At 69.3% G+C, this 20,403-nt stretch carries 20 protein-coding genes and 1 pseudogene; 10 read left to right on the top strand and 11 right to left on the bottom strand.

Translation table 11 applies throughout. The features are described from left to right. Positions 1 to 35: 35 nt before the first annotated feature. From JCM7685_RS03785 to JCM7685_RS03775, 3 genes are read left to right on the top strand one after another with little or no spacing between them, the layout of a single operon-like run. Positions 36 to 1,127, top strand: coding sequence for an ABC transporter permease (locus tag JCM7685_RS03785; protein WP_074970198.1), 1,092 nt, complete (start codon positions 36 to 38; stop codon positions 1,125 to 1,127). Then, complete coding sequence (locus JCM7685_RS03780) at positions 1,127 to 2,092, top strand: ABC transporter permease (RefSeq protein WP_074970200.1); 966 nt, start codon at positions 1,127 to 1,129, stop codon at positions 2,090 to 2,092. Before JCM7685_RS03785 ends, JCM7685_RS03780 begins: the two co-directional genes overlap by 1 nt. After that, positions 2,076 to 2,873, top strand: a complete 798-nt coding sequence (locus JCM7685_RS03775; protein WP_074970202.1) for a purine-nucleoside phosphorylase — start codon at positions 2,076 to 2,078, stop codon at positions 2,871 to 2,873. Before JCM7685_RS03780 ends, JCM7685_RS03775 begins: the two co-directional genes overlap by 17 nt. 61 nt (positions 2,874 to 2,934) lie before the next feature. Here the strand turns inward: JCM7685_RS03775 and mnmH are convergent, their stop codons facing one another. After that, complete coding sequence (mnmH, locus tag JCM7685_RS03770) at positions 2,935 to 3,984, bottom strand: tRNA 2-selenouridine(34) synthase MnmH (protein ID WP_074970204.1); 1,050 nt, start codon at positions 3,982 to 3,984, stop codon at positions 2,935 to 2,937. Continuing rightward, positions 3,985 to 4,569: a L,D-transpeptidase gene (locus tag JCM7685_RS03765; RefSeq protein WP_074970206.1), complete on the bottom strand. Its 585-nt coding sequence runs from the start codon at positions 4,567 to 4,569 to the stop codon at positions 3,985 to 3,987. A gap of 136 nt (positions 4,570 to 4,705) precedes the next feature. Here JCM7685_RS03765 and JCM7685_RS19495 point away from each other — a divergent pair, with 136 nt between their 5' ends. From JCM7685_RS19495 to JCM7685_RS03755, 3 genes are read left to right on the top strand one after another with little or no spacing between them, the layout of a single operon-like run. Next, positions 4,706 to 4,960 (top strand): hypothetical protein, encoded by a 255-nt coding sequence (locus JCM7685_RS19495; protein WP_074970208.1) that lies wholly within the window; start codon positions 4,706 to 4,708, stop codon positions 4,958 to 4,960. Positions 4,961 to 4,997: 37 nt separating this feature from the next. Beyond that, entirely contained in the window at positions 4,998 to 7,421 is a 2,424-nt protein-coding gene (locus JCM7685_RS03760) for a heavy metal translocating P-type ATPase (protein ID WP_074970210.1), read from the top strand. After that, entirely contained in the window at positions 7,418 to 8,074 is a 657-nt protein-coding gene (locus JCM7685_RS03755) for an arylesterase (RefSeq protein WP_074970212.1), read from the top strand. The genes JCM7685_RS03760 and JCM7685_RS03755 overlap by 4 nt, the downstream gene beginning before the upstream one ends. Before the next feature lie 298 nt (positions 8,075 to 8,372). Here the strand turns inward: JCM7685_RS03755 and rpmB are convergent, their stop codons facing one another. From rpmB to meaB, 3 genes are all read right to left on the bottom strand, one after another. After that, the gene (gene rpmB / locus JCM7685_RS03750) at positions 8,373 to 8,651 is read right to left on the bottom strand and encodes a 50S ribosomal protein L28 (RefSeq protein ID WP_074970214.1); all 279 of its coding nucleotides are present in this window, start codon (positions 8,649 to 8,651) and stop codon (positions 8,373 to 8,375) included. 113 nt (positions 8,652 to 8,764) lie between these two features. Further along, complete coding sequence (locus JCM7685_RS03745; protein ID WP_074970216.1) at positions 8,765 to 9,394, bottom strand: methylated-DNA--[protein]-cysteine S-methyltransferase; 630 nt, start codon at positions 9,392 to 9,394, stop codon at positions 8,765 to 8,767. Next, positions 9,378 to 10,367, bottom strand: a complete 990-nt coding sequence (gene meaB, locus JCM7685_RS03740; protein ID WP_074970218.1) for a methylmalonyl Co-A mutase-associated GTPase MeaB — start codon at positions 10,365 to 10,367, stop codon at positions 9,378 to 9,380. Before meaB ends, JCM7685_RS03745 begins: the two co-directional genes overlap by 17 nt. 125 nt (positions 10,368 to 10,492) lie before the next feature. Here meaB and JCM7685_RS03735 point away from each other — a divergent pair, with 125 nt between their 5' ends. The 3 genes from JCM7685_RS03735 to JCM7685_RS03725 all read left to right on the top strand — a co-directional run bounded on the left by JCM7685_RS03735 (position 10,493) and on the right by JCM7685_RS03725 (position 13,102). After that, complete coding sequence (locus JCM7685_RS03735; protein WP_083412924.1) at positions 10,493 to 10,852, top strand: thioredoxin domain-containing protein; 360 nt, start codon at positions 10,493 to 10,495, stop codon at positions 10,850 to 10,852. Between the two features lie 63 nt (positions 10,853 to 10,915). Beyond that, positions 10,916 to 12,208, top strand: a complete 1,293-nt coding sequence (gene serS / locus JCM7685_RS03730; protein WP_074970220.1) for a serine--tRNA ligase — start codon at positions 10,916 to 10,918, stop codon at positions 12,206 to 12,208. A gap of 51 nt (positions 12,209 to 12,259) precedes the next feature. Beyond that, positions 12,260 to 13,102, top strand: coding sequence for a hypothetical protein (locus JCM7685_RS03725; protein ID WP_074970222.1), 843 nt, complete (start codon positions 12,260 to 12,262; stop codon positions 13,100 to 13,102). Between the two features lie 156 nt (positions 13,103 to 13,258). Here JCM7685_RS03725 and der read toward each other — a convergent pair whose 3' ends face one another. The 5 genes from der to JCM7685_RS03700 form a co-directional block, all read right to left on the bottom strand. Beyond that, positions 13,259 to 14,734: a ribosome biogenesis GTPase Der gene (der, locus tag JCM7685_RS03720; RefSeq protein WP_074970224.1), complete on the bottom strand. Its 1,476-nt coding sequence runs from the start codon at positions 14,732 to 14,734 to the stop codon at positions 13,259 to 13,261. Next, the gene (locus tag JCM7685_RS03715) at positions 14,731 to 16,053 is read right to left on the bottom strand and encodes a PQQ-binding-like beta-propeller repeat protein (protein WP_074970226.1); all 1,323 of its coding nucleotides are present in this window, start codon (positions 16,051 to 16,053) and stop codon (positions 14,731 to 14,733) included. Before JCM7685_RS03715 ends, der begins: the two co-directional genes overlap by 4 nt. A 78-nt stretch (positions 16,054 to 16,131) precedes the next feature. Continuing rightward, the gene (locus JCM7685_RS03710) at positions 16,132 to 16,827 is read right to left on the bottom strand and encodes a hypothetical protein (protein WP_074970228.1); all 696 of its coding nucleotides are present in this window, start codon (positions 16,825 to 16,827) and stop codon (positions 16,132 to 16,134) included. A gap of 41 nt (positions 16,828 to 16,868) precedes the next feature. Beyond that, entirely contained in the window at positions 16,869 to 17,780 is a 912-nt protein-coding gene (rarD, locus tag JCM7685_RS03705; RefSeq protein ID WP_074970230.1) for an EamA family transporter RarD, read from the bottom strand. Between the two features lie 230 nt (positions 17,781 to 18,010). Next, positions 18,011 to 18,481: a phage virion morphogenesis protein gene (locus JCM7685_RS03700; protein ID WP_100526026.1), complete on the bottom strand. Its 471-nt coding sequence runs from the start codon at positions 18,479 to 18,481 to the stop codon at positions 18,011 to 18,013. A gap of 219 nt (positions 18,482 to 18,700) precedes the next feature. Here JCM7685_RS03700 and JCM7685_RS03695 point away from each other — a divergent pair. Next, a pseudogene (locus JCM7685_RS03695) lies at positions 18,701 to 19,633 on the top strand (IS5 family transposase). Positions 19,634 to 19,752: 119 nt separating this feature from the next. Here the strand turns inward: JCM7685_RS03695 and JCM7685_RS03690 are convergent. Further along, entirely contained in the window at positions 19,753 to 20,352 is a 600-nt protein-coding gene (locus JCM7685_RS03690; protein WP_074969340.1) for a superoxide dismutase, read from the bottom strand. Positions 20,353 to 20,403: the final 51 nt, after the last annotated feature.

The following is a 20,403-nucleotide window of genomic DNA, read 5'->3' as shown; positions in this document are numbered from 1 at the left end:
TTTGGACAACGGAAAGAACCAGGGGCAGCGCGCTGATGGAACGGATGCCGACATGGGCCGATGTGATCCTGACGCCGCTGATCTCGCTGGTTCTGGCCTTTGCGCTTTCGGCGCTGGTGATCCTGGCCATCGGCGAAAGCCCGGTCGAGGCGCTGAAGGTCATGGTCGAGGGCGCGCTGGGGTCGAGCTATGGCTTGGGCTACACACTGTATTACGCCACGAATTTCGTCTTTACCGGGTTGGCGGTCATGGTCGCCTATCACGCCGGCCTGTTCAACATCGGCGGCGAGGGCCAGGCGGCGATGGGAGGCCTGGGGGTGGCGCTGGTGCTGCTGGCGCTGCCCTGGCCGCATTGGGCGCTGGCGCTGCCGGCGGCGATGCTGGGGGCGGCCGGGTTCGGCGCACTCTGGACCTTGATCCCGGCCTGGCTGCAGGCCCGGCGCGGCAGCCATGTCGTCATCACCACCATCATGTTCAACTTCATCGCCGCGGCCGTGCTGAACTATATGCTGGTCAACGTGCTGCGCCCGGTCGGCAGCATGGACCCCGCCACCGCCCGCTTTCCCGCCGGGGCGCAGTTGCCGAAACTGTCCGAAATGGCGGCGGGCTTCGGCTTCGCCTGGGGCGAGGACACGCCGGTGAACGTCACCTTCTTCATCGCCATCGCCGCCTGCCTGCTGGTCTGGCTGCTGATCTGGCGCACACGGCTGGGCTATGAGATCCGCGCCTTCGGCAAATCCGAGCCGGCGGCGCTTTACGCCGGGATCTCGCCCGTGCGGATCACCGTGCTTGCCATGCTGATCTCGGGCGGGCTGGCGGGCCTGATGGCGGTCAACAACGTCATGGGCGAGGCGCAGCGGCTGGTCCTGAACGCGGTCGAGGGCGCGGGCTTCATCGGCATCGCCGTGGCGCTGATGGGGCGCAACCATCCCTTCGGCGTGTTCCTGGCGGCGCTGCTCTTCGGGTTCCTCTACCAGGGCGGGGGCGAGCTGGCGCTGTGGACCTCGATCCCGCGCGAGCTGATCGTGGTGATCCAGGCGCTGGTGATCCTGTTCACCGGCGCGCTGGACAATATAGTGCGCCTGCCGCTGGAACGGCTGTTCGCGCGCGGCCGCAGGGGGGCGTGATGGATTTCGCGACGCTGATCCAGATCCTCGATTCCGCCGTGCGGCTGATGGTGCCGCTGCTGCTGGCCTGCCTGGCCGGGCTGTATTCGGAACGGGCCGGGGTCTTCGACATCGGGCTGGAGGGCAAGATGCTGATGGCGGCCTTTTGCGCCGGCGCGGTGGCCTATGCGACCGGCAGCGCATGGCTGGGGTTGCTGGCCGGGATCGGCGGCGCGCTGGCGCTGGCGGCGCTGCATGGGCTGGCCTCGATCACCTTCCGCGGCAACCAGCTGATCTCGGGCGTGGCGATCAACTTCCTCGCCTCGGGGCTGACGGTGCTCTTGGGGCAGAAGATCTTTGCGCTCGGCGGCCGCACGCCGTCGCTGCAAGGCGCCGCGCGGTTCAACGAGATCACCCTGCCCTTCGCCGACGCCCTGCGGCCGGTGCCGGTGATCGGGCGCCTCTATGCCGAGCTGATCTCGGGCCATTCGGTGCTGGTCTATCTGGCCTTCGCCATGGTGCCGCTGACCTGGTGGGTGCTCTATCGCACCCGCTTCGGGCTGCGGCTGCGGGCGGTGGGCGAGAATCCGGCCTCGGTCGATACCGCCGGCGTCTCGGTCACGCGGCTGCGCTACGCGGCGGTGCTGATCTGCGGCGCATTGTGTGGGATCGCGGGGGCCTATCTCGCCACGGCAATCTCGGCCGGCTTCGTCAAGGAGATGACGGCCGGGCGCGGCTTCATCGCGCTGGCGGCGCTGATCTTCGCCAAATGGCGGCCCTGGTCGGCGCTCGGCGCCTGCTTCCTCTTCGGCCTGATGGAGGCGGTGGCGAACCGCTATCCGAACCTCGACCTGGGGCTGGTCACGGTGCCGTCGATGTTCATGAACGCCCTGCCCTATATCCTGACCGTCATCATCCTCGCGGGTTTCGTCGGCCGCGCCATCCCGCCGCGCGCGGGCGGAGAACCCTATGTCAAAGAGCGCTGAGCTTGCCGCCCTGATCCGCGCCCGCGCCGGCGTGGAACCACCGGAATACGGGCTGGTGCTGGGCTCGGGCCTGGGCCATCTGGCGTCGGCGGTTCAGGGCACGGCCATCCCCTATTCCGACCTGCCGGGCTTTCCCCATGCCGGGGTCTCGGGCCATGTGCCACAGTTGGTGATCGGCCGGCTCGAGAGGCGACGCGTCGCGGTCTTCGGCGGCCGGGCACATTACTACGAATCCGGCCGCGCCGACGCCATGCGGCTGCCCTTGGAGGTGCTCAAGGCACTCGGCTGCCGGCGCCTGATTCTGACCAATGCCGCGGGCTCGCTGCGCCCCGACCTGCCGCCCGGCGCGCTGATGCTGCTCTCGGACCACATCAACTTCTCCGGCACCAACCCGCTGATCGGCGAGCCGAGCGACGCCCGCTTCGTCCCCATGACCGCCGCCCACGACCCGGGCCTGCGCGCCGCCCTGCAAGCCGCCGCGGCCGCCGAGGGGCTCGCCCTGCCCGAAGGCGTCTATTGCTGGTTCTCGGGCCCCAGCTTCGAAACCCCGGCCGAGATCCGCGCCGCCCGCACCTTGGGCGCCGATGCCGTCGGCATGTCCACCGTGCCGGAAATCATCCTGGCGCGCTTCCTCGGCCTCGACTGCGCCGCCATCTCGGTCATCACCAACATGGGCGCCGGGCTCTCGGACGAAGCGATCAGCCACGACCACACCAAGGCGATGGCGCCCCTGGGCGCGGCCAAACTGGAACGCATCCTGCGCCGCCTTCTCGGCGCCTGAGCTTCTTTTGTGTGCAAATATCCCCGCCGGAGGCCGCCGACCGCGCCGGCAGGCGATGCCCTCACCGATTGAGCCCGGCCAGCGCCGCCTCGACCCGGGCCGTCGCCGCGTCCAGATCGTCCAGCCGCTGCAACGCCACCACCCGGCTGCGACCGTCGTCGTGCCGGGCGCGGTGCTTGTCATAGCGCGGATCGTAATGGTCGCGCATCAGTCCCAGCGACAGGCCGGTCCAGTCCCGCGCCTCGACCAGGCGCAGCCAATCCGCGATGCGCTCGGCCGGATGCAGCGGGCGCAGACTTTCGATAATGTGCGCCACCCGGGTGGGGTCGGCGCAGGCATCGCCGTAGCTTCGGGCGGTATAGGCGGCACGGGCTTCGACGGGCACCGCCAGCCGCAGGCGGGGCGCGGCGATGATCGCCTGCCAGATGCCGCGCGGCAGGTTGACCTCGCCGATGCGCGAGCTTTCGGCCTCGACCAGCAGCGGACGCGAAGGGTCCAGCGCCTCCAGCGCCATGGCAAGCCGGCTTTCGAACAGCTTCTGCGACGGCTGCCCGCCCGGCAGGGCGCCGAACAGGCTGCCGCGATGGTTGGCGAGCCCCTCCAGGTCCAGCACCTGGTGCCCGCGCGCCGCGAGGCGCTGCAGGATCTCGGTCTTAGCGCTGCCGGTATTGCCGTCCAGCACCACGACCGGCACCGCGACATCGGCCGTCACCCGCGCCACCACCAGCGACCGCCAGGCCTTGTAGCCGCCCTCGATGCGGCCGACGCGCCAGCCGATCTGCCCCAGGATGGTGGCAAAGGCGCCCGAGCGCTGCCCGCCGCGCCAGCAATAGACCAGCGGCCGCCAGCCGCCACCGAACCCCGCCAGCGGGCCGGCGATATGGCGCGCGGCATTGGCGGCGACCAGGGCGCCGCCGAGCTTGCGGGCGTCGAACGGGGAAACCTGCTTGTAGATCGTGCCGACCTGCGCGCGCTCCTCGTCCGAGAGCACCGGCAGGTTGATCGCGCCCGGCAAGTGGTCCTCGGCGAATTCCGAGGGCGAGCGCGTGTCGATCACGGTGTCGAACCCGGCCAGCGCCGGATCCGACAGCGATGTCAGCCGAATGTCCAATCAGTAGACATAGACCGGGGTGCCGACCGGAACCTGCTCGTAAAGGTCCATCACGGCCTCGTTGCGCATGCGGATGCAGCCGTTCGAGACGGCGCGGCCGATCGAATTCGGCTCGGTCGTGCCGTGGATGCGGATCGAGGTGTCGTTGCCCTTGGCGTCGTACATGTAAAGCGCGCGGGCCCCCAGCGGGTTGGTCGGCCCCCCCGGCATGCCGTCGGCCCATTTGCCGTATTGCGCCGGCTTGCGCTTGATCATCGCCGGCGTCGGGCGCCAGCTCGGCCATTCGGTCTTGCGGCCGACGGTGGCGCGGCCCTTCCAGACCAGCTCGTCCTTGCCGACCGCGACGCCATAGCGAACCGCCCGGCCCGGCGCGACGACATGGTAGAGGAAGAAGTCCTTCGATACCACGACGATGCTGCCGACCTCGAAATCGTTGCGGATCGCCACTTCGGTCGGGGCATAGGGGTCGCGCTTCGGCTCGGCCTTGGCAGCGGGCGCGGCGGGCAGCGTCCTGTCCTGCGCGAAAAGCAGCGTGGGCGCGGCCAAGAGCGGCAAGGTGGCCATCAGCATCTGTCTGCGGTTCATCTGTGCGTCCTGAATCCTTGAAATCCTTGATCATCCGCGTAACCGCTCACGCGCGCGGGATCAACTCAAAGCGCCGTGAAACGGTTGAATCGCAGGCGGATCGTGCCTAGCTTGCATCGGGAAAGGACCCCTCGTCATGCCAAGTGCGACCGCCACGCCCTGCTGCCATCCGCTCCGCCGCGCGGCGGTGCGGCCGCCGCATCTGTGCCGGGGACGGGGCGACCGGCATTGCCGCTGTCACCTTGGCGCACGCAGGCGGCTGGCCCGCCCGGTGCTGGCCGGCAATGGCCATCCGCTGCGCTGGCGCCCCGCGCCCGACGGACCGCCGCCGCTGATGCGGGTGCTGCACGACCCGCCGCAACGCCCGCAGGCCCCGCCCCTGCCTGTCTGAATCGCGAATTTCCCGCCATTCCGACAGGACAGGACCCATGACCAAACACCGAAACGATGCCGAGCTGACCGTCACCGGCATGAGCTGCGCCTCTTGTGTGGGGCGCGTCGAAAAGGCGCTGCGCGCCGTGCCCGGCCTTTCCGACCCGCAGGTGAACCTCGCCACCGGCCGGGCGCATTTCCGTATCGACACGCCCGAGGCCCTGCCCGGTGCCGTCGCGGCGCTGGCAAAGGCCGGCTATCCGGCCGAACCGCTTCAGACCCGGCTGAACGTCGCGGGCATGACCTGCGCCTCATGCTCGGGCCGGGTCGAGAAGGCGCTCGCGGCCCTGCCGGGCGTAAGCTCGGCGCAGGTGAACCTGGCGACCGGCAGCGCCACGGTGCTGCATTCCCCCGCCGTGACGCCGCAGGCGCTGGCCGAGGCCGTGACCGCCAAGGGCTACCCAACCGAGGTGCAGGCCGAGGCCGGCCATCACATGCACGACCATGGCGGCGACGCCGCGATGCTGAAACGCCATTTCCTGGTCGCGCTGGTGCTGACCCTGCCGGTCTTCGTGGCCGAGATGGGGGGCCATGCCCTCCCGGCCTTCCACCACTGGCTGCATATGGCCCTGGGCCAGCAAACGCTGTGGATCCTAGAGTTCCTGCTGACCACGGCGGTCCTGGCCGGGCCGGGGCGGATGTTCTTCCGCATCGGCTTCCCGGCGCTCGCCCGCCGCGCGCCCGAGATGAACAGCCTGGTCGCGCTCGGCGCCTCGGCGGCCTGGCTCTATTCGACCGTCGCGACCTTCGCCCCTGGCCTGCTGCCGCCGGATTCGCGCCATGTCTATTTCGAGGCCGCCGCGGTCATCGTCACCCTGATCCTGCTGGGCCGCTGGCTGGAGGCCCGCGCCAAGGGCCAGGCCGGCGACGCCATCCGCCGGCTGATCGAACTGACCCCAGACGAGGCCATGGTCGAACGCGACGGCCAGACCCGCACCCTGCCGGTGGCCGAACTGCGCCCCGGCGACATCGTCCACCTGCGCCCCGGCGAAAGGGTGGCCGTGGACGGTGTGCTGACCGAGGGCAGCGGCCATGTCGACGAATCCATGCTGACGGGCGAGCCGGTGCCGGTGCTGAAGACGCCGGGCGACACGGTGACCGGCGGCACGGTCAACACGGGCGCGGCGCTGAGCTTCCGCGTCACCGCGACCGGCGCCGACACGGTGCTCGCGCGCATCATCCGCATGGTCGAGGACGCGCAGGCGGCCAAGCTCCCGGTGCAGGCGCTGGTGGACCGGGTCACGGCAGTCTTCGTGCCGGCGGTCATGGCGCTGTCGGCGCTGACATTCGTGCTGTGGATGGTCTTCGCCGGCACGCTGGGGCCGGCGCTGGTCGCCGCGATCTCGGTCCTGATCATCGCCTGCCCCTGCGCCATGGGGCTTGCCGTGCCGGTCTCGATCATGGTCGGCACCGGGCGCGGGGCGGAACTGGGCGTGCTGTTCCGGCGCGGCGATGCGCTGCAACGGCTGGCCGAGGCCCGCATCGTCGCCTTCGACAAGACCGGCACCCTGACCCAGGGCGCCCCCGCGCTGACCCAGCTGGAAACCGAGGGCATCACCTCGGCCGAGGCCCTGCACCTGGCCGCCAGCGCCGAGGCGCGCTCGGAACATCCGCTGGCGACCGCGATCCTGGCCGCCGCCCGGCGCGAAGGGCTGACCCTGGCGCCGGCCAGCGCCGTCGCCGCCAGCGCCGGCCGCGGCCTGTCGGCCAAGGTCGAGGGCCACGCGCTGCTGATCGGCAATGCCGCCGCCCTGGCCGAGGCCGGCATTCCCGCCGCCCCCGCGCTGCTGGACCGGGCCGAGGGCTGGGCCATGGACGGCGCGACGCCGGTGCATCTGGCGGTGGACGGCCGCCATGTCGCCGCCATGGCGCTGGCCGATCCGGTGCGGCCCGAGGCGGCCCAGACCGTGACCGAGCTGCATGAGCTGGGGCTGCGCACGGCGATGATCTCGGGCGACGTGCCGGCCACGGCGCAGGCGGTGGGCCGGCGGCTGGGCATCGACGCGGTGACGGCGGGCGTCCTGCCCGAGGGCAAGCTGAAGGCGATCCGCGACATGGGCGCGGGCACGGTCTTCGTCGGCGACGGCATCAACGACGCCCCGGCGCTGGCGGCCGCCGAGACCGGCATCGCCATCGGCACCGGCACCGATGTCGCCATCGAATCGGCCGAGGTGGTGCTGGTCGGCGGCGATCCGCTGGGCGTCGCCCGCGCGATCCGCCTGTCACGCAGCGTCATGCGCAATATCCGGCAGAACCTGTTCTGGGCCTTCGGCTATAATGTCGCCCTGATTCCCGTGGCCATGGGGGCGCTGGTGCCCTTCGGCGGGCCGCAGATGTCACCCATGCTGGGGGCCGGGGCGATGGCGCTGTCCTCGGTCTTCGTTGTCAGTAACGCGTTGCGATTGAGGCGTGCCGGATGAGATTGAAAGCTCTTCTGCTGTCCCTGATGCTGTCCCTGATGCTGGCGCTGGCGGCGGGGCCCCTGGCCGCCGCGCCGCTGCGCATCCTCGCCTTCGGCGACAGCCTGACCGAGGGTTACGGGCTAAAGCGTGGCCAGGGGCTGGTGCCGCAGCTGCAAGCCTGGCTGAGGGCGCGCGGCCATGACGTGATCGTGCTCAACGGCGGGCTTTCCGGCGATACCACCGCCGGCGGACGGGTGCGGATCGGCTATTCCCTGGCGCGGCACAGGCCCGATGCGGTGATCGTCGAACTGGGCGGGAACGACCTGCTCATGGGCTTCGGGCCAGCGATGGTCGAGGACAACCTGGATTCCATCCTGTCCCAGGCGGGCCAGAACGGCCGGCCGCTGCTGCTGGTCGGCATCGCCCTGCCCCAGAAGGATGCGCCGTTGCGCGAGGAATGGGCCGGGATCTGGCCGCGGCTGGGTGCCCGCCACGATGCGCTGGTGCTTGAGAACCTCTACCAGCCGCTCTACGACGGCCCGGACGAGCAATACCTGTCGCTGCTGCAAGAGGATCAGCTGCATGCCTCGGCCAAGGGCGTCGGCCTGATCGTCGAGGCGCTGGGGCCCAAGGTCGAGGAACTGATCGCCCGGACCGAGGCCCGGCGCTAACAGGTTGCTCAAAACGGATTTTGAGCAGGCCCCATCGCGAAAATCGTTCTGTATCTGGTAAGGATTGGCCTGAAAACCGGGCGTTTCCTGCCAATTCAAGACGGATTTCCCGGTTTCCGGCCATACCCATCGTATCACGCGGGCTTTTGCAGCCCGCCCCGCCCGGCCGTTTCCGCGCCGGCGGCACAGGCCGGCGCCGGGTTTCCCTGCCCCGGACATGCAAAAGCCCCGCCGAAGGGCGGGGCGCATCGCATCCGCGCGCGGGCCTCGAATCGACAGGCCCGGCGAGGAGAACGGCTCAGGCTTCTTTCGCCAGCTCGCGCTTGATCTTCAGGGCGCGGTCCGACAGTTCCGCGTCCTTGGCTTTCGCCAGGAAGGCGTCCAGGCCGCCGCGGTGATCGACCGAGCGCAGCGCCGCGGCCGAGATGCGCAGCTGGTAGCTGCGGCCCAGTTTCTCCGACAGCAGCGAGACGTCGTTCAGGTTCGGCAGGAAGCGACGACGAGTCTTGTTGTTGGCGTGGGAGACGTTGTTGCCGCTCATCGGGCCCTTGCCGGTCAGTTCGCAAACGCGCGACATGATCTTTTTCCTTCGATTCGATCCAGCGCGGGCCGGGCGCCCGCAATATGAAAGGGCGCCGCGTGGCGCCCGGAAATCCGTCTGCGGGGAAATAAGGCCAGCGCGGCGGCGCGTCAAGCCTTTTCGGGCCGGGAATCCCCGGTCGCCGCCCGATCCGGCGCAGTTTGCCCGCCGAACCTGTCGCTTTCGTGACGGATCAGCGCCTGCTTGCGCCACAGCCCGCCGCCATAGCCGGTCAGCCCCCCGTTCGTGCCCAGGACGCGGTGGCAGGGAATCACCAACGCGATCCGGTTGGCGCCGTTGGCCGAGGCCGCCGCCCGCACCGCCGCGGGCCGGCCGATGCGCCGGGCCAGCTCGGCATAGCTGATGGTGGTGCCGGGCGGAATCCGCTGCAGCTCTTGCCAGACCAGGTGCTGGAAGGGGGTGCCGCCCGGCTCCAGCGGCAGGTCGAAACCGGCGCGCGTCCCGGCGAACCAGGCGGTCAGCTGCGCCTCGGCCCGGTCGGTGACCGGGGTGCGGCCCAGGCCGACGCGGCCGCCGCCCTGTCGCGACAGCCGGCGCATCTGGGCCGGCAGCGCCTTGCGGTCGGCGAACTCCAGCAGGTGCAGCCGGCGGCGGTCGGCGACCGCGATCATCGGCCCCAGCGGCGTGGCAAGCCAGGCGGAGGCCAGTGCGGCGCCTTCCGCCGGGGCATGGCCCAGCAATGCGGCCAGTTCGGCGGCCGGGTCAGGCGGGATGGTCATGCGAATCACCGGGCCCGGCCAGCCAGCCCAGCATCTGCGCCGCCGCCCGATCCGGGTCGCTGTCGCCCCGCGCCACGGCATCGCCGATCTTGCGAAGCCGGCTGCGGACCTCGGGGCGGTCCAGCCGCGCCAGCAGGCCGGCGCGCAGTTCCGACAGGAACCAGTGCCGCGCCTGTTCGGCCCGGCGGGCGTCGAAATGCCCCTCGGCGCGGCGCCAGTCGGCCAATTCGGTCATCTCGGCCCAGGCCGTGTCCAGCCCCTCGCCGGAATAGGCCGAGACCGGCAGTGCCTTGGGAAAGCCCTTGGGATCGTAGGGGCGCTTGCGCAGCAGCCGCAGCGCGCCGGCGTAATCGGCGACGGTGCGCATCGCCGTCTCGCGCAGCTCGCCGTCGGCCTTGTTGACCAGGATGATGTCGGCGATCTCCATGATGCCGCGCTTGACGCCCTGCAGCTCGTCGCCGCCGGCCGGGGCCAGCAGCAGGATGAAGAGGTCCGACATTTCCGCGACCAGGGTCTCGGATTGGCCGACGCCCACCGTCTCGATCAGCACCACGTCGAACCCGGCCGCTTCGCACAGACGCACCGTCTCGCGCGTGCGGCGGGCGACGCCGCCCAGTTCGGCGCGCGAGGGCGAGGGGCGGATGAAGGCCAGCGGATCGCGGCTCAGCGTCTCCATCCGGGTCTTGTCGCCCAGGATCGAGCCGCCCGAGCGGGCCGAGCTGGGATCGACCGCCAGCACCGCGACCTTGAGCCCCTGCGCGGTCAGCATCTTGCCGAAAGCCTCGATAAAGGTGGACTTGCCGACGCCCGGCGTGCCCGAAAGCCCGATGCGCAGCGCCTGGCGCGGCGGCAGTTCCGAGAGCAGCCGGACGGCGCGGGCGCGGTGTTCGGGGCGGGTGCTTTCGATCAGCGTGATCGCGCGCGACAAGGCGCGGCGGTTTCCCTGCACCAGCGGTTCCGTCAACTCGTCCATGCTCTCGCCCCTCCCCGGCTGTCGCTGGCGGGGGCCTACCGCCCCCGCACCCCCCGTGGATATTTGCACACAGAAGAACTGTAAACGTGCTTGTCCCGCCGAAAGAGGGCGCCTAGCTTGCCGCCATGATGCTGACGCGACGGATCATGCTGGCCGGGATGGCGGTTTTCGCGGCAAGGGCGGTCCTGGCCGCGCCGGCCTTGCGACTGCTGATGGTGCGGCGCAGGGGCTGCGTCTATTGCGCGCAGTGGGACCGCGAGATCGCGCCGGTCTATGCCGAGCACCCCGAGGGCAAGGCCGCCCCGCTGATGGTGGTCGATCGCGACGGCCCTTATCCCGACGGGCTGGCGCTGGCCCGGCGGCCCTGGCTGACGCCGACCTTCATCCTGCTCAGTGGGGGCGCCGAGGTGACGCGCTTCGAGGGCTATCCCGGCGCCGAGAAGTTCTTTCCGGTGTTGCGGGACATGCTGGCGCTGGCCCGCTGAAGTCTTTCACCGCGCGGCGCTTTGCGCTATCCCCTGCGGCACAAGCCTGTCAGAGGGACGATCATGCACGACATCCGCGCCATCCGCGAAAACCCCGCCGCTTTCGACGCCGCCCTGGGCTTGCGCAACCTGGCCCCGGTGTCGCCGCAGATCCTGTCGCTGGATGCCGAGCGTCGCGCCCGCATCGCGGCCGCCGAGACCGCGCAGGCCGAGCAGAACAAGGCCAGCAAGGAGGCAGGCGCCGCCAAGGGCCGCGGCGACGAGGCCGAGTTCGAGCGGCTGCGCGCCCTGGTCGGCGCCAAGAAGGACGAGATCGCCGCCATGCAGGCCGAGGCCTCGGCGCTGGACGGGCAGTTGCGCGCGCTGCTGCTGACGATCCCGAACCTGCCGCTGGACAGCGTGCCGCCCGGCAAGGACGAGGAAGACAATGTCGAGATCCGGCGCTGGGGCACGCCGCGCGGTTTCGACTTTACCCCGCGCGAGCATTTCGAGATCGGGGGCGTCAAGCCCGGCATGGATTTCGAGACCGCCGCCAAGCTCTCCGGCGCGCGCTTCGTGGTGCTGAAGGGCGGCGTCGCCCGGGTGCAGCGGGCCTTGGCGCAGTTCATGCTGGACCTGCACAGCAGCGAACATGGGCTGGAAGAGACCTGGACCCCGGTGCTGGTGCTGTCCGAGATGATGGAGGGCACCGGCCAGCTGCCGAAATTCGGCGAGGACAGCTATCAGACCCGCGAGGGCTGGTGGCTGATCCCGACCTCGGAGGTGACGCTGACCAATACCGTGAACGGCGCGCTGGTCGACCATGCCAGCCTGCCGCGCCGCATGGTCGCGCATAGCCAGTGCTTCCGCTCGGAAGCCGGCAGCGCCGGGCGCGACACCGCCGGCATGCTGCGCCAGCACCAGTTCGAGAAGGTCGAGATGGTTTCGATCACCGATGCCGAGCAGGGCGTGGCCGAACATGCCCGGATGACGAAATGCGCCGAGGCGGTGCTGGAGCGGCTGGGCCTGCCCTATCGCACCATCGTGCTGTGCGGCGGCGACATGGGCTTCGGCGCCCGCATCACCCATGACCTGGAGGTCTGGCTGCCCGGCCAGGACCGCTATCGCGAGATTTCCAGCGTCAGCTATTGCGGCGATTTCCAGGCCCGGCGCATGAACGCCCGCTATCGCCCCGAGGGCGGCGGCAAGCCCGAGTTCGTGCATACGCTGAACGGCTCGGGCCTGGCGGTGGGCCGCACGCTGATCGCAGTGCTGGAAAACGGCCAGCAGGCGGACGGTTCTGTCGATCTGCCGCCGGCGCTGCATCCCTATCTGGGCGGCAAAACCCGGCTGGGCACGGACGGCACCCTAGCCTGAAATCCCGCCGGGACTGCGAAACCCGCCGCGGGCGCAAGGCGTTTCCTGCGCATGTCCCGCATCGGCACCAACCTGCTGACCTTGGCGGCGCTGGTCTTTGTCGCCAGCACGATGCTTTACGCCTTTTGGCCGGCGGCGCCCGTGCCGCCATCGCCGCCCGCCGATTCGCTCGTGCTGTCAGAGCAGGTGCCGCCGGTCGATCTGGCGCAGCTGTTCCTGCGCCCGGACAGCCCGGCCATGACGGGGCTGCTGGCGGCAACCTGGGCGGCGCTGGGCTATCACGCCCTGCGGCTGAGGCTGGAGGGCCGGCGGCTGGCGCGGGCCCGGCAGGCGGCCGAGATCGAGGGCCGGCCGCTGCCGCCGCAAGGCGCCGGGCCGCCAGTACCGGGCGACCTGCTGCGCCTGCACGAGCGCGACGGCAATCTGGCCGAGCATGGGCCGCTGATCGTCAGCCTGCTGGTCGGGGCGCTGTGGCCCTGGCTGTTGTCGCCTTACCCGCTGATCAGCTTCCTGCTGTCCACCGTCACGCTGGCGGGCACGCTGGCCGCGGCGCTGCGCGGCGTTCGGGTGGGTCCGGTGGTGCAGCGCAGCTCGACGCTGGGCTTCGTTGCCGGCTGGGCGCTGCTGGTCAGCTTCGCCCTGTTCACCGGCCTGCTGGAACAGCGCCTGGGCGTGCCGCAAACATCCGCCGCGCTGATCGCGCTGCTGATCGGCGCGGTGGCGGCGGTGGGGGTGCAACTGCGCATGCCCAAGCGCATCGGCTTCAGCGTGGCCTTGATCTGGGGGCTGATCGGCATCGCCGCCGGCACCGTCACCACCGACGCCACCATCGCCACCGCCACGGTGGTCGCCATCGCCATCATCGCCGTGGCGCTGGTGCGGGTGACGACCTAGCAGGCTGCTGAAAAAGTCCCGTCACGCGACACATGGACAGAAAGCGGAGGTTCACCTCGAATTGTCCGCAAATACGCTGTCCTTTGGCCGATGCTCGTCGGGCCCGGAACGATTTTCCGTCCCGACGCCCTCTCGGAGCTCTTTTTCAGCAGCCTGCTAGGCGCCCTTGGGCTTTTGCCGGGTCTTGTGCTTGGACAGCGCGCCGGACTGGTTGATCTTGTTGGCCTTGTCCCGATAGGGGTTTTTCGTCCCCTGATCGCGGAAGGTCAGCCGGATCGGCGTGCCGGGCATGTCGAAATCCGCCCGCAAGCCATTGATCAGATAGCGCTGATAGCTGTCGGGCAGCTTGTCGGTATGCGTCGCCATGACCACGAAGGCCGGCGGCCGGGTTTTCACCTGGGTCATGTAGCGCAGCCGGATGCGGCGTCCGCCCGGTGCCGGCGGCGGATGCGCCTCGGTCATGGCGCCCAGCCACTGGTTCAGCCGCGCGGTCGGAATGCGGCGGTTCCAGACCTCATGCGCTTTCAGGATCGCATTGTGCAGCCGGTCCAGCCCCTTGCCGGTGCGGGCCGAGACCGTCACCAAGGGCGCCCCCTTCAGCTGCGGCAAGAGCCGCTCGAACGCCTCGCGCAGCTCGTTCAGCTTCTGCGGCTTGTCCTCTTCTAGGTCCCACTTGTTCGCGGCGATGACCACGGCGCGGCCCTCGGTCTCGGCGAAATCGGCAATGCGCAGGTCCTGCTGCTCGAAGGGGATGCCGACGTCCAGAAGCACCACCACCACCTCGGCGAAGCGCACGGCGCGCAACCCGTCGGCGACCGAGAGCTTTTCCACCTTGTCGGTGACGCGCGCCTTTTTCCGCATCCCGGCGGTGTCGAAGATGCGGACCGGCGTGCCCATGAAATCGGCGCCGACGCTGATCGAATCGCGGGTGATGCCGGCCTCGGGGCCGGTCAGCAGCCGGTCCTCGCCCAGGATCTTGTTGATGAGCGTCGACTTGCCGGCGTTCGGCCGGCCGATCACCGCGATCTGCAGGGGCTTCGCGGCCGAGGGACGCCAGCTTTCGTCGTCTTTCTCGTCGCCGTCCTCGGGCAGGTCGATGTCGGTCTCGGGCGCCTGCTGGACGTTGGCGGCCTCGAACGCCTCGGCCAGCGGCAGAAGCGCGCGATAGAGGTCGTCCATGCCCTCGCCATGCTCGGCCGAAAGCCGCAGCGGCTCGCCCAGGCCCAGGGCATAGGCCTCGATCGCGCCCGATTCGCCGGCCCGGCCCTCGGCCTTGTTGGCGGCCAGAATGACGTGTTTCGCCCGCTTGCGCAGGATGTCCGCGAAATATTCGTCGGCCGCCGTCACGCCGGCGCGGGCGTCAATGACGAACAGGCAGACGTCGGCCTCATCGACCGCGCGTTCGGTCAGGCGGCGCATGCGGCCTTGCAGGCTGTCGTCCTCGGCCATTTCCAGGCCGGCCGAATCGACCACGATGAAGCGCAGGTCGCCCAGGCGCCCCTGCCCCTCGCGCAGGTCGCGGGTCACGCCCGGCTGGTCGTCCACCAGCGCCAGGCGCTTGCCGACCAGGCGGTTGAACAGGGTGGACTTGCCGACATTCGGCCGCCCGACGATGGCGAGGGTGAAGCTCATCTATACGCGATCAACTGGCCGTCATGGGTGACGACGTAAAGGGTCTGGCCCGCCACGGCCGGCGCCGCCGCGGCACCGCCCGGGATCTGGGCAGTGCCGATCAGCGCGCCCGAGGCGGGATCGAAGACGCGCAGATAGCCGTCCGAGCCGGCAAGGTAAAGCTTGTTCCCCGCCAGCACCGGCCCGTAATGGTTCCAGACCTTCTGCTGCTTGCGGATGACATTCTGGGTGAAATAGGGCAGCTTCTGCGCCCAGACCCGGCCGCCGTTCGCGGCATCCAGCCGGATCAGCTGCGCCTGGTCGTTGACCAGGAAGACCGAATTACCGACCGCCAGCACCGGGCTGGAGGCACCCTCGCGCGCCTCCCATTTCATCGCGCCGGTGGCGAGGTCGAAGGCGGCGACCCGACCGGAACTGGTGCCAGCATAGACCGTGCCGCCCGCGATCACCGGATCGCCGGTGACGTCGCGGAAATAGCCCACGGCGCGGCCCAGGCGCTGGCCGGCGACATTGGCGGTCCACAGCTGGTTGCCGGTGTTGGTATCGACGCCCATGATCTCGCCGGTGGCGAAGGGGAAGACCACCGTCGAGCCTGCGACCGCCGGGGCCGAGACGCCCATCACGCCGGCCATGCCGTCATTGCCGAAGGCGCGCCACAGCACCTTGCCGTCATTGGCGCGCACCGCCCAGCTGGTGGCGTCGCGGCCGCCGACATAGACCACGCCGTTCTGCACCGTGGGCGAGCCGCCGATGGGCGCATCGACGCGCTGGCGCCAGGCGATGCCGCCGGTGCGCGCGTCCAGCGCCACCAGCTCGCCATAGCCGGTGGTGGCAAAGACCCGGTTGCCCTCGAAGGCCAGCCCGCCGCCCGAGACGCTGCGTCCGCCTTCGCCGGCCGGGCGCAGATCGACGCTCCAGACCCGGCCGCCGCCGGTCGTGGTGGCGGTGACGGTGGACTGGCTGTCGAGCGTGAAGACCAAGCCCGCCGCCACCACCGGATCGGCGGTGATGCGGTGGCGCTTGTCCGAGGCCTGGCCGATCGCCACCGCGAAGACGCGGCTGGTGCCGGCGCCGATCGCCATGTTGCCCGAGGCGTGGCTGGCGCTGCCGGCGCGCTGCGGCCAGTCGCTGTTGCCGCGCACCGGCGGCAGCGACAGGGCGGCGGTGGTCGGCGCCTGCGCCCCTTCGGCCACCGGCCCGTCGGGCGACAGCACCGCGCGCGGGTCCAGCCGCTCTCCGGGCAGGATGGTGTCACGCTGCTGGCAGGCCGAAAGGGCGGTCAGCCCGGCCAAAGCGGCGATCAGGGGCAGCCTCGTCATCGCTCTCTCCTCTTTCCGGGCCGGCGCGGGATCGGCGCGGGCCGCGGCGCAGTTTCCTGGTCTTGCCGCCGGGCGGCGTCAGTTCGCGGTCGGGGCCGGCATGGACTGCGGGCCGGGACCCTCGGCACGCTCGGGCTCGGCGCCCAGCGTGATCATCATCTCGGACAGGCGGCGGCGCAAGGGTTCGGACAGGCCGTCCTTCTGCTGGATCTGGCCGATCAGCATGATCGCGTCCTCCTTGCGCCCGGCGCCGATCAGCGCCACCGCCTTCTGCTCCAGCGCCAGCAGTTCGAAGGGGGCGCCGGCCTTGGACAGTTCGGACAGGATGCGGTCGCGCTCGGCCGCGTCCATGGCCGGGCCCGCGGCCATCACCGCCTTGAGCAGCGCCAGGTCGCGCAGCACCGGGTCGTCCTTGACCGCGTCGGCCGCGGCCTTGAGCCGCTCGGCGGCCTTCTGGTCCAGGCCGGCCTCGGCCTCGAAGCCGGCGGCCAGCATCTCGGACAGGGCCTTGCGCCCGGCGCCGCCTTGCGGATCGACCGCCGACAGCGCCGCGACCCGGTCCTGCGCCTGTTCGGCGGACAGGATGGCGTCGCCCCAGACCTCGGCCCGCGTCTCGTGCTGGCTGCGGGAATATTCGCGCCAGGCCGCGCCCAGGACGATGCCCAGGATGGCCAGCAGCACGATCCAGCCGTAGCGGCGGAACAGGCGGAACAGCCGATCGCGCCGCAGATCCTCGGTGACCTCGTCGATGAAGCTGTCGTTCTGATTGGCCATGTCGCCCCCGGTGGTTCTGTCGCGCTGTTCTATACGCGGTTTCACCCGTTTGCCAATGCCGCCGCGCGGCGCGCCTGCCCCAGCGCCGAGGCCGAATAGATCGCGAGCGCACCCCAGATCATCGCGAAGGCGATCATGTGCCAACGGGTGAAGGGCTCGCCGAAGAGCAGCACCGCGCAGAGGAATTGCAGCGTCGGGTTCAGGTAGAGCATCAGCCCCAGCGCCGCCATGCCCAGCCGCCGCGCGGCATAGCTGAACAGGATCAGCGGCACCGCCGTGATCAGGCCCGAGCCGACCAGCAGCAGGCTGCTTGCCAGGTCGGTACCGAAGACGAACGGCTGCGCCAGCGCGGCCGGCATCAGTCCGGCGCCCTGCAGAATCAGCCAGCCCGCGGCCAGGGGCGACAGCAGCGCCACCTCGGCCGCGACCGACAGCACCGGCCCCAACGCCAGCGCCTTCTTGACCACGCCGTAAAGCCCGAAGGTGATCGCCAGCCCCAGGCTGATCCAGGGCGCGACGCCCAGGCCCCAGGTCAGCAGCCCGACCGCCAGCGCGGCCAGCGCCACCGCGGCGGCCTGCGCGCGGGTCAGCCGCTCGCCGAAGACGAGGACGCCCAGCAGCACCGCGACCAGCGGGAAGATGTAATAGCCGAGCGAGCTTTGCACCACATGGCCCGCTTGCACCGCCCAGATGAACAGCCCCCAGTTGGCCGAGACCGTGATCGCCGCGAAGGCGATGCGCCCGATCTGCGGCCCCGCCAGCGCCGCGGCGAGCTGGCGCAGCCGGCCCTGCAGGCCCAGCACGACCCCGAACAGCACCAGCGACCACAGGGTGCGGTGGGCCAGCACCTCGACCGTGGGGACATGCGCGAGCGCGCGGTAGTAGATCGGCGACAGGCCCCAGCTGACGCAGACCGCGATCATCGCCCAGAAGCCTTTCGTGCCTTCGCGCATCGTCCCGTTCCCCTTGCGACTGCCAGCCATGCGGGGCTTTTCGGGCGAGGGCAAGGGGGCTTTGCCCCCCACGTGGGGAAGGCCCCGCGTTCCCCCCAGGATATTTCGGCACAAATGTAACGCACTAATTCTCCCGCAATGTCACCAATTCAGCCGCAATTCGTGGGAATAGCTGACAATAACCGATTACAAACAATAGTCCGGGAGATGTTGCGAATGTGGCTGCGGCACTACCCGGGCGAGCCCGCAGCGCGCTGCAAACACTCGTCGATGATTTCCAACACGTCGCTGCGATCTTCGTCTGACAGGCCGATGAAGGGCCGGGCGGGAATGTCACCCCAGAGGTTCGGATGCTCGGCCTTGCGGCCGCCGAATTGCATCATCGCCGCCTGAATGGCGTTTGACCCAATCGTCGCGGCGTCCATTTCGGCCTGCATGTGGATCTTGCCGTAAAGGTCACCATGACGCCACAGCGGCTTCTTACCGTAGTGCTCGCCTGCCTTGTCGTAGTGCCCAAGCGTCACGGGCGACCGCAGCGCGAAAGCGGTTCCTCCGGCGTCACGCCAGCCTTGAATCGCTTTGTCGTTGAGGCAAGCAGCGAATCGCCAAGGTCGTTCATCAGGCCTGAAGTGTCGGTAAACGCCCTCTATCTCCTTAAACGCACGACGGATAACCGCATCGTTGAACTCGACTTCAATCATGCTTCACGTCCTCTTTCTGGCGCGGCGCTCCGCATCAGCGCGCAGTCGCTCGCGGTTCTCGGCCTCGCGGCGCAGATAGGTGCGGACCGAGATATCGGAGATGCGCAGTTTGCGGGCGATCTGGGCGATGGACAGACCCTGCGCATGGAAATGGGCGGCACTGTTGCACAAATCCTGTCATGGATTCATCTGATGAAACCCGTACGGTAGCTGGTCTGCATGAGCCGACCCGCATCCCCGACATACAGAACCCGGAACTGACCAGCCTACAATGAAGCGCTCAAGCGCCGGGGTTCGCTGACGATCTGGTTCGACCCCGAGATGAGCTGGGATGCCGCGCCGACAGGCAGGCGTGGCCGCCAGCAGACCTACAGCGATGCCGCCATTCAGACGTGTCTTTCGATGAAGGTGCTCTTCGGCATGGCGCTCAGGCAGACGACTGGTTTCGTCGAGAGCCTGCTGCAGTTGGTTGGTCTCGACTGGACGGTGCCTGACTTCAGCACCCTGTCCCGTCGCCAGAAGACCCTGGCTGTGAACATACCGTATCGCGGGTCCAAGGGGCCGCTGCACCTGCTGATCGACAGCACTGGCATCAAGGTCGAGGGCGAAGGCGAGTGGCACGCCCGCAAGCATGGCGGCCCGAAACGGCGCGTCTGGCGCAAGATCCATCTGGGGATTGATGAGGAAACGCTGGAGGTTCGGGCGGTGGAGATCACAGGGAGCCACATCGGCGATGCGCCGGTGTTACCCGACCTGCTCAAACAGATCCCGGCGCACGAGCAGATCGGCCGCGTCACAGCAGACGGCGCCTACGACACCCGCAAATGCCACGATGCCATCGCTGACCGCGGCGCCGACGCTGTCATTCCGCCCCGCAAGAACGCCAAACCCTGGAAGACAGTCGCCGCCGGCGCGGGCGCACGAAACGAGGCTCTGCGGGCATCGAAATACCTCGGTCGTGCCCTCTGGCGACGATGGAGTGGATACCACCCCCGAAGCCGCGTCGAGACGAAGATGCACTGTGTGAAACTGCTGGGTCAGCGCCTCATGGCACGGGACTTTGACCGACAGGTCGCCGAGCTTCAGGTCCGTATCGCTATTCTGAACCGTTACACCGCGCTTGGCATCCCCGTCACAGAGGCCGTGGGATAGATCTGTCCGGGGAAGGGGGAAATCCGGCCATCAACTCTTTGGTGCAACAGAGTCGCGCGCCACAAAAGAAAAGGCCCGCCGGTTCGGGCGGGCCTTTCGGTCTGTCGCGGGCGCAGGAGTCAGAGGCGCGAGGCCACGTTTTCCCAGTTCACCAGGTTGGACAGGAAGTTTTCCAGGTATTTCGGCCGGGCGTTGCGGAAGTCGATGTAGTAGCTGTGCTCCCACACGTCGCAGCCCAGAAGCGCGGTCTGACCGAAGCAGAGCGGGTTCACGCCGTTCTCGGTCTTGGTGACCTTGAGGCTGCCGTCCTTGTCCTTGACCAGCCAGGCCCAGCCCGAGCCGAACTGGCCCGCGCCGGCTTCCGAGAACTTCTTCTTGAACTCGTCGACCGAGCCGAAGGATTCGGTCAGCGCCTTTTCCAGATCGCCGGGAATGGCGCCGGATTTCGGAGCCATCATGTCCCAGAACTGGCTGTGGTTCCAGTGCTGGCTGGCGTTGTTGAAGATGCCGTTCTGCGCCACGGCGCCCGACTGGTAGGTGCCCCTGACGATGTCTTCGAGGCTCTTGCCTTCCCATTCGGTGCCGGCGACGAGCTCGTTCAGCTTGTCGACATAGGCCTTGTGGTGCTTGTCGTGGTGGTATTCCAGCGTCTCCTTCGACATGCCGCCGGCGGCAAGCGCGTCATGGGCATAGGGAAGGTCGGGAAGCGTGAAGGCCATTTTCGATTTCCTTTTCCAAGGGTTCCGGTGGATGTTCTGGCACAGGAGCCA

The sequence above is a fragment of the Paracoccus aminovorans genome (assembly GCF_900005615.1).
In the GTDB taxonomy this organism is placed as follows: domain Bacteria; phylum Pseudomonadota; class Alphaproteobacteria; order Rhodobacterales; family Rhodobacteraceae; genus Paracoccus; species Paracoccus aminovorans.
The sequence above is the reverse complement of the archived record's forward strand: the minus strand, read 5'-3'. Positions and strand labels throughout refer to the sequence as shown.

Bases quoted from the DNA above. Each gene is read 5' to 3' on its own strand.
- JCM7685_RS03725 (WP_074970222.1), top strand. From the start codon at position 12,260: ATGTCCCGCATCGGCACCAACCTGCTGACCTTGGCGGCGCTGGTCTTT.
- JCM7685_RS03775 (WP_074970202.1), top strand. From the start codon at position 2,076: ATGTCAAAGAGCGCTGAGCTTGCCGCCCTGATCCGCGCCCGCGCCGGC.
- JCM7685_RS03760 (WP_074970210.1), top strand. From the start codon at position 4,998: ATGACCAAACACCGAAACGATGCCGAGCTGACCGTCACCGGCATGAGC.
- JCM7685_RS03785 (WP_074970198.1), top strand. From the start codon at position 36: ATGGAACGGATGCCGACATGGGCCGATGTGATCCTGACGCCGCTGATC.
- JCM7685_RS03735 (WP_083412924.1), top strand. From the start codon at position 10,493: ATGATGCTGACGCGACGGATCATGCTGGCCGGGATGGCGGTTTTCGCG.
- rarD (WP_074970230.1), bottom strand. From the start codon at position 17,780: ATGCGCGAAGGCACGAAAGGCTTCTGGGCGATGATCGCGGTCTGCGTC.
- JCM7685_RS03700 (WP_100526026.1), bottom strand. From the start codon at position 18,481: ATGATTGAAGTCGAGTTCAACGATGCGGTTATCCGTCGTGCGTTTAAG.
- meaB (WP_074970218.1), bottom strand. From the start codon at position 10,367: ATGGACGAGTTGACGGAACCGCTGGTGCAGGGAAACCGCCGCGCCTTG.
- JCM7685_RS03765 (WP_074970206.1), bottom strand. From the start codon at position 4,569: ATGAACCGCAGACAGATGCTGATGGCCACCTTGCCGCTCTTGGCCGCG.
- rpmB (WP_074970214.1), bottom strand. From the start codon at position 8,651: ATGTCGCGCGTTTGCGAACTGACCGGCAAGGGCCCGATGAGCGGCAAC.
- JCM7685_RS03715 (WP_074970226.1), bottom strand. From the start codon at position 16,053: ATGACGAGGCTGCCCCTGATCGCCGCTTTGGCCGGGCTGACCGCCCTT.
- JCM7685_RS03690 (WP_074969340.1), bottom strand. From the start codon at position 20,352: ATGGCCTTCACGCTTCCCGACCTTCCCTATGCCCATGACGCGCTTGCC.
- serS (WP_074970220.1), top strand. From the start codon at position 10,916: ATGCACGACATCCGCGCCATCCGCGAAAACCCCGCCGCTTTCGACGCC.
- JCM7685_RS19495 (WP_074970208.1), top strand. From the start codon at position 4,706: ATGCCAAGTGCGACCGCCACGCCCTGCTGCCATCCGCTCCGCCGCGCG.
- der (WP_074970224.1), bottom strand. From the start codon at position 14,734: ATGAGCTTCACCCTCGCCATCGTCGGGCGGCCGAATGTCGGCAAGTCC.
- JCM7685_RS03780 (WP_074970200.1), top strand. From the start codon at position 1,127: ATGGATTTCGCGACGCTGATCCAGATCCTCGATTCCGCCGTGCGGCTG.
- JCM7685_RS03755 (WP_074970212.1), top strand. From the start codon at position 7,418: ATGAGATTGAAAGCTCTTCTGCTGTCCCTGATGCTGTCCCTGATGCTG.
- JCM7685_RS03745 (WP_074970216.1), bottom strand. From the start codon at position 9,394: ATGACCATCCCGCCTGACCCGGCCGCCGAACTGGCCGCATTGCTGGGC.
- JCM7685_RS03710 (WP_074970228.1), bottom strand. From the start codon at position 16,827: ATGGCCAATCAGAACGACAGCTTCATCGACGAGGTCACCGAGGATCTG.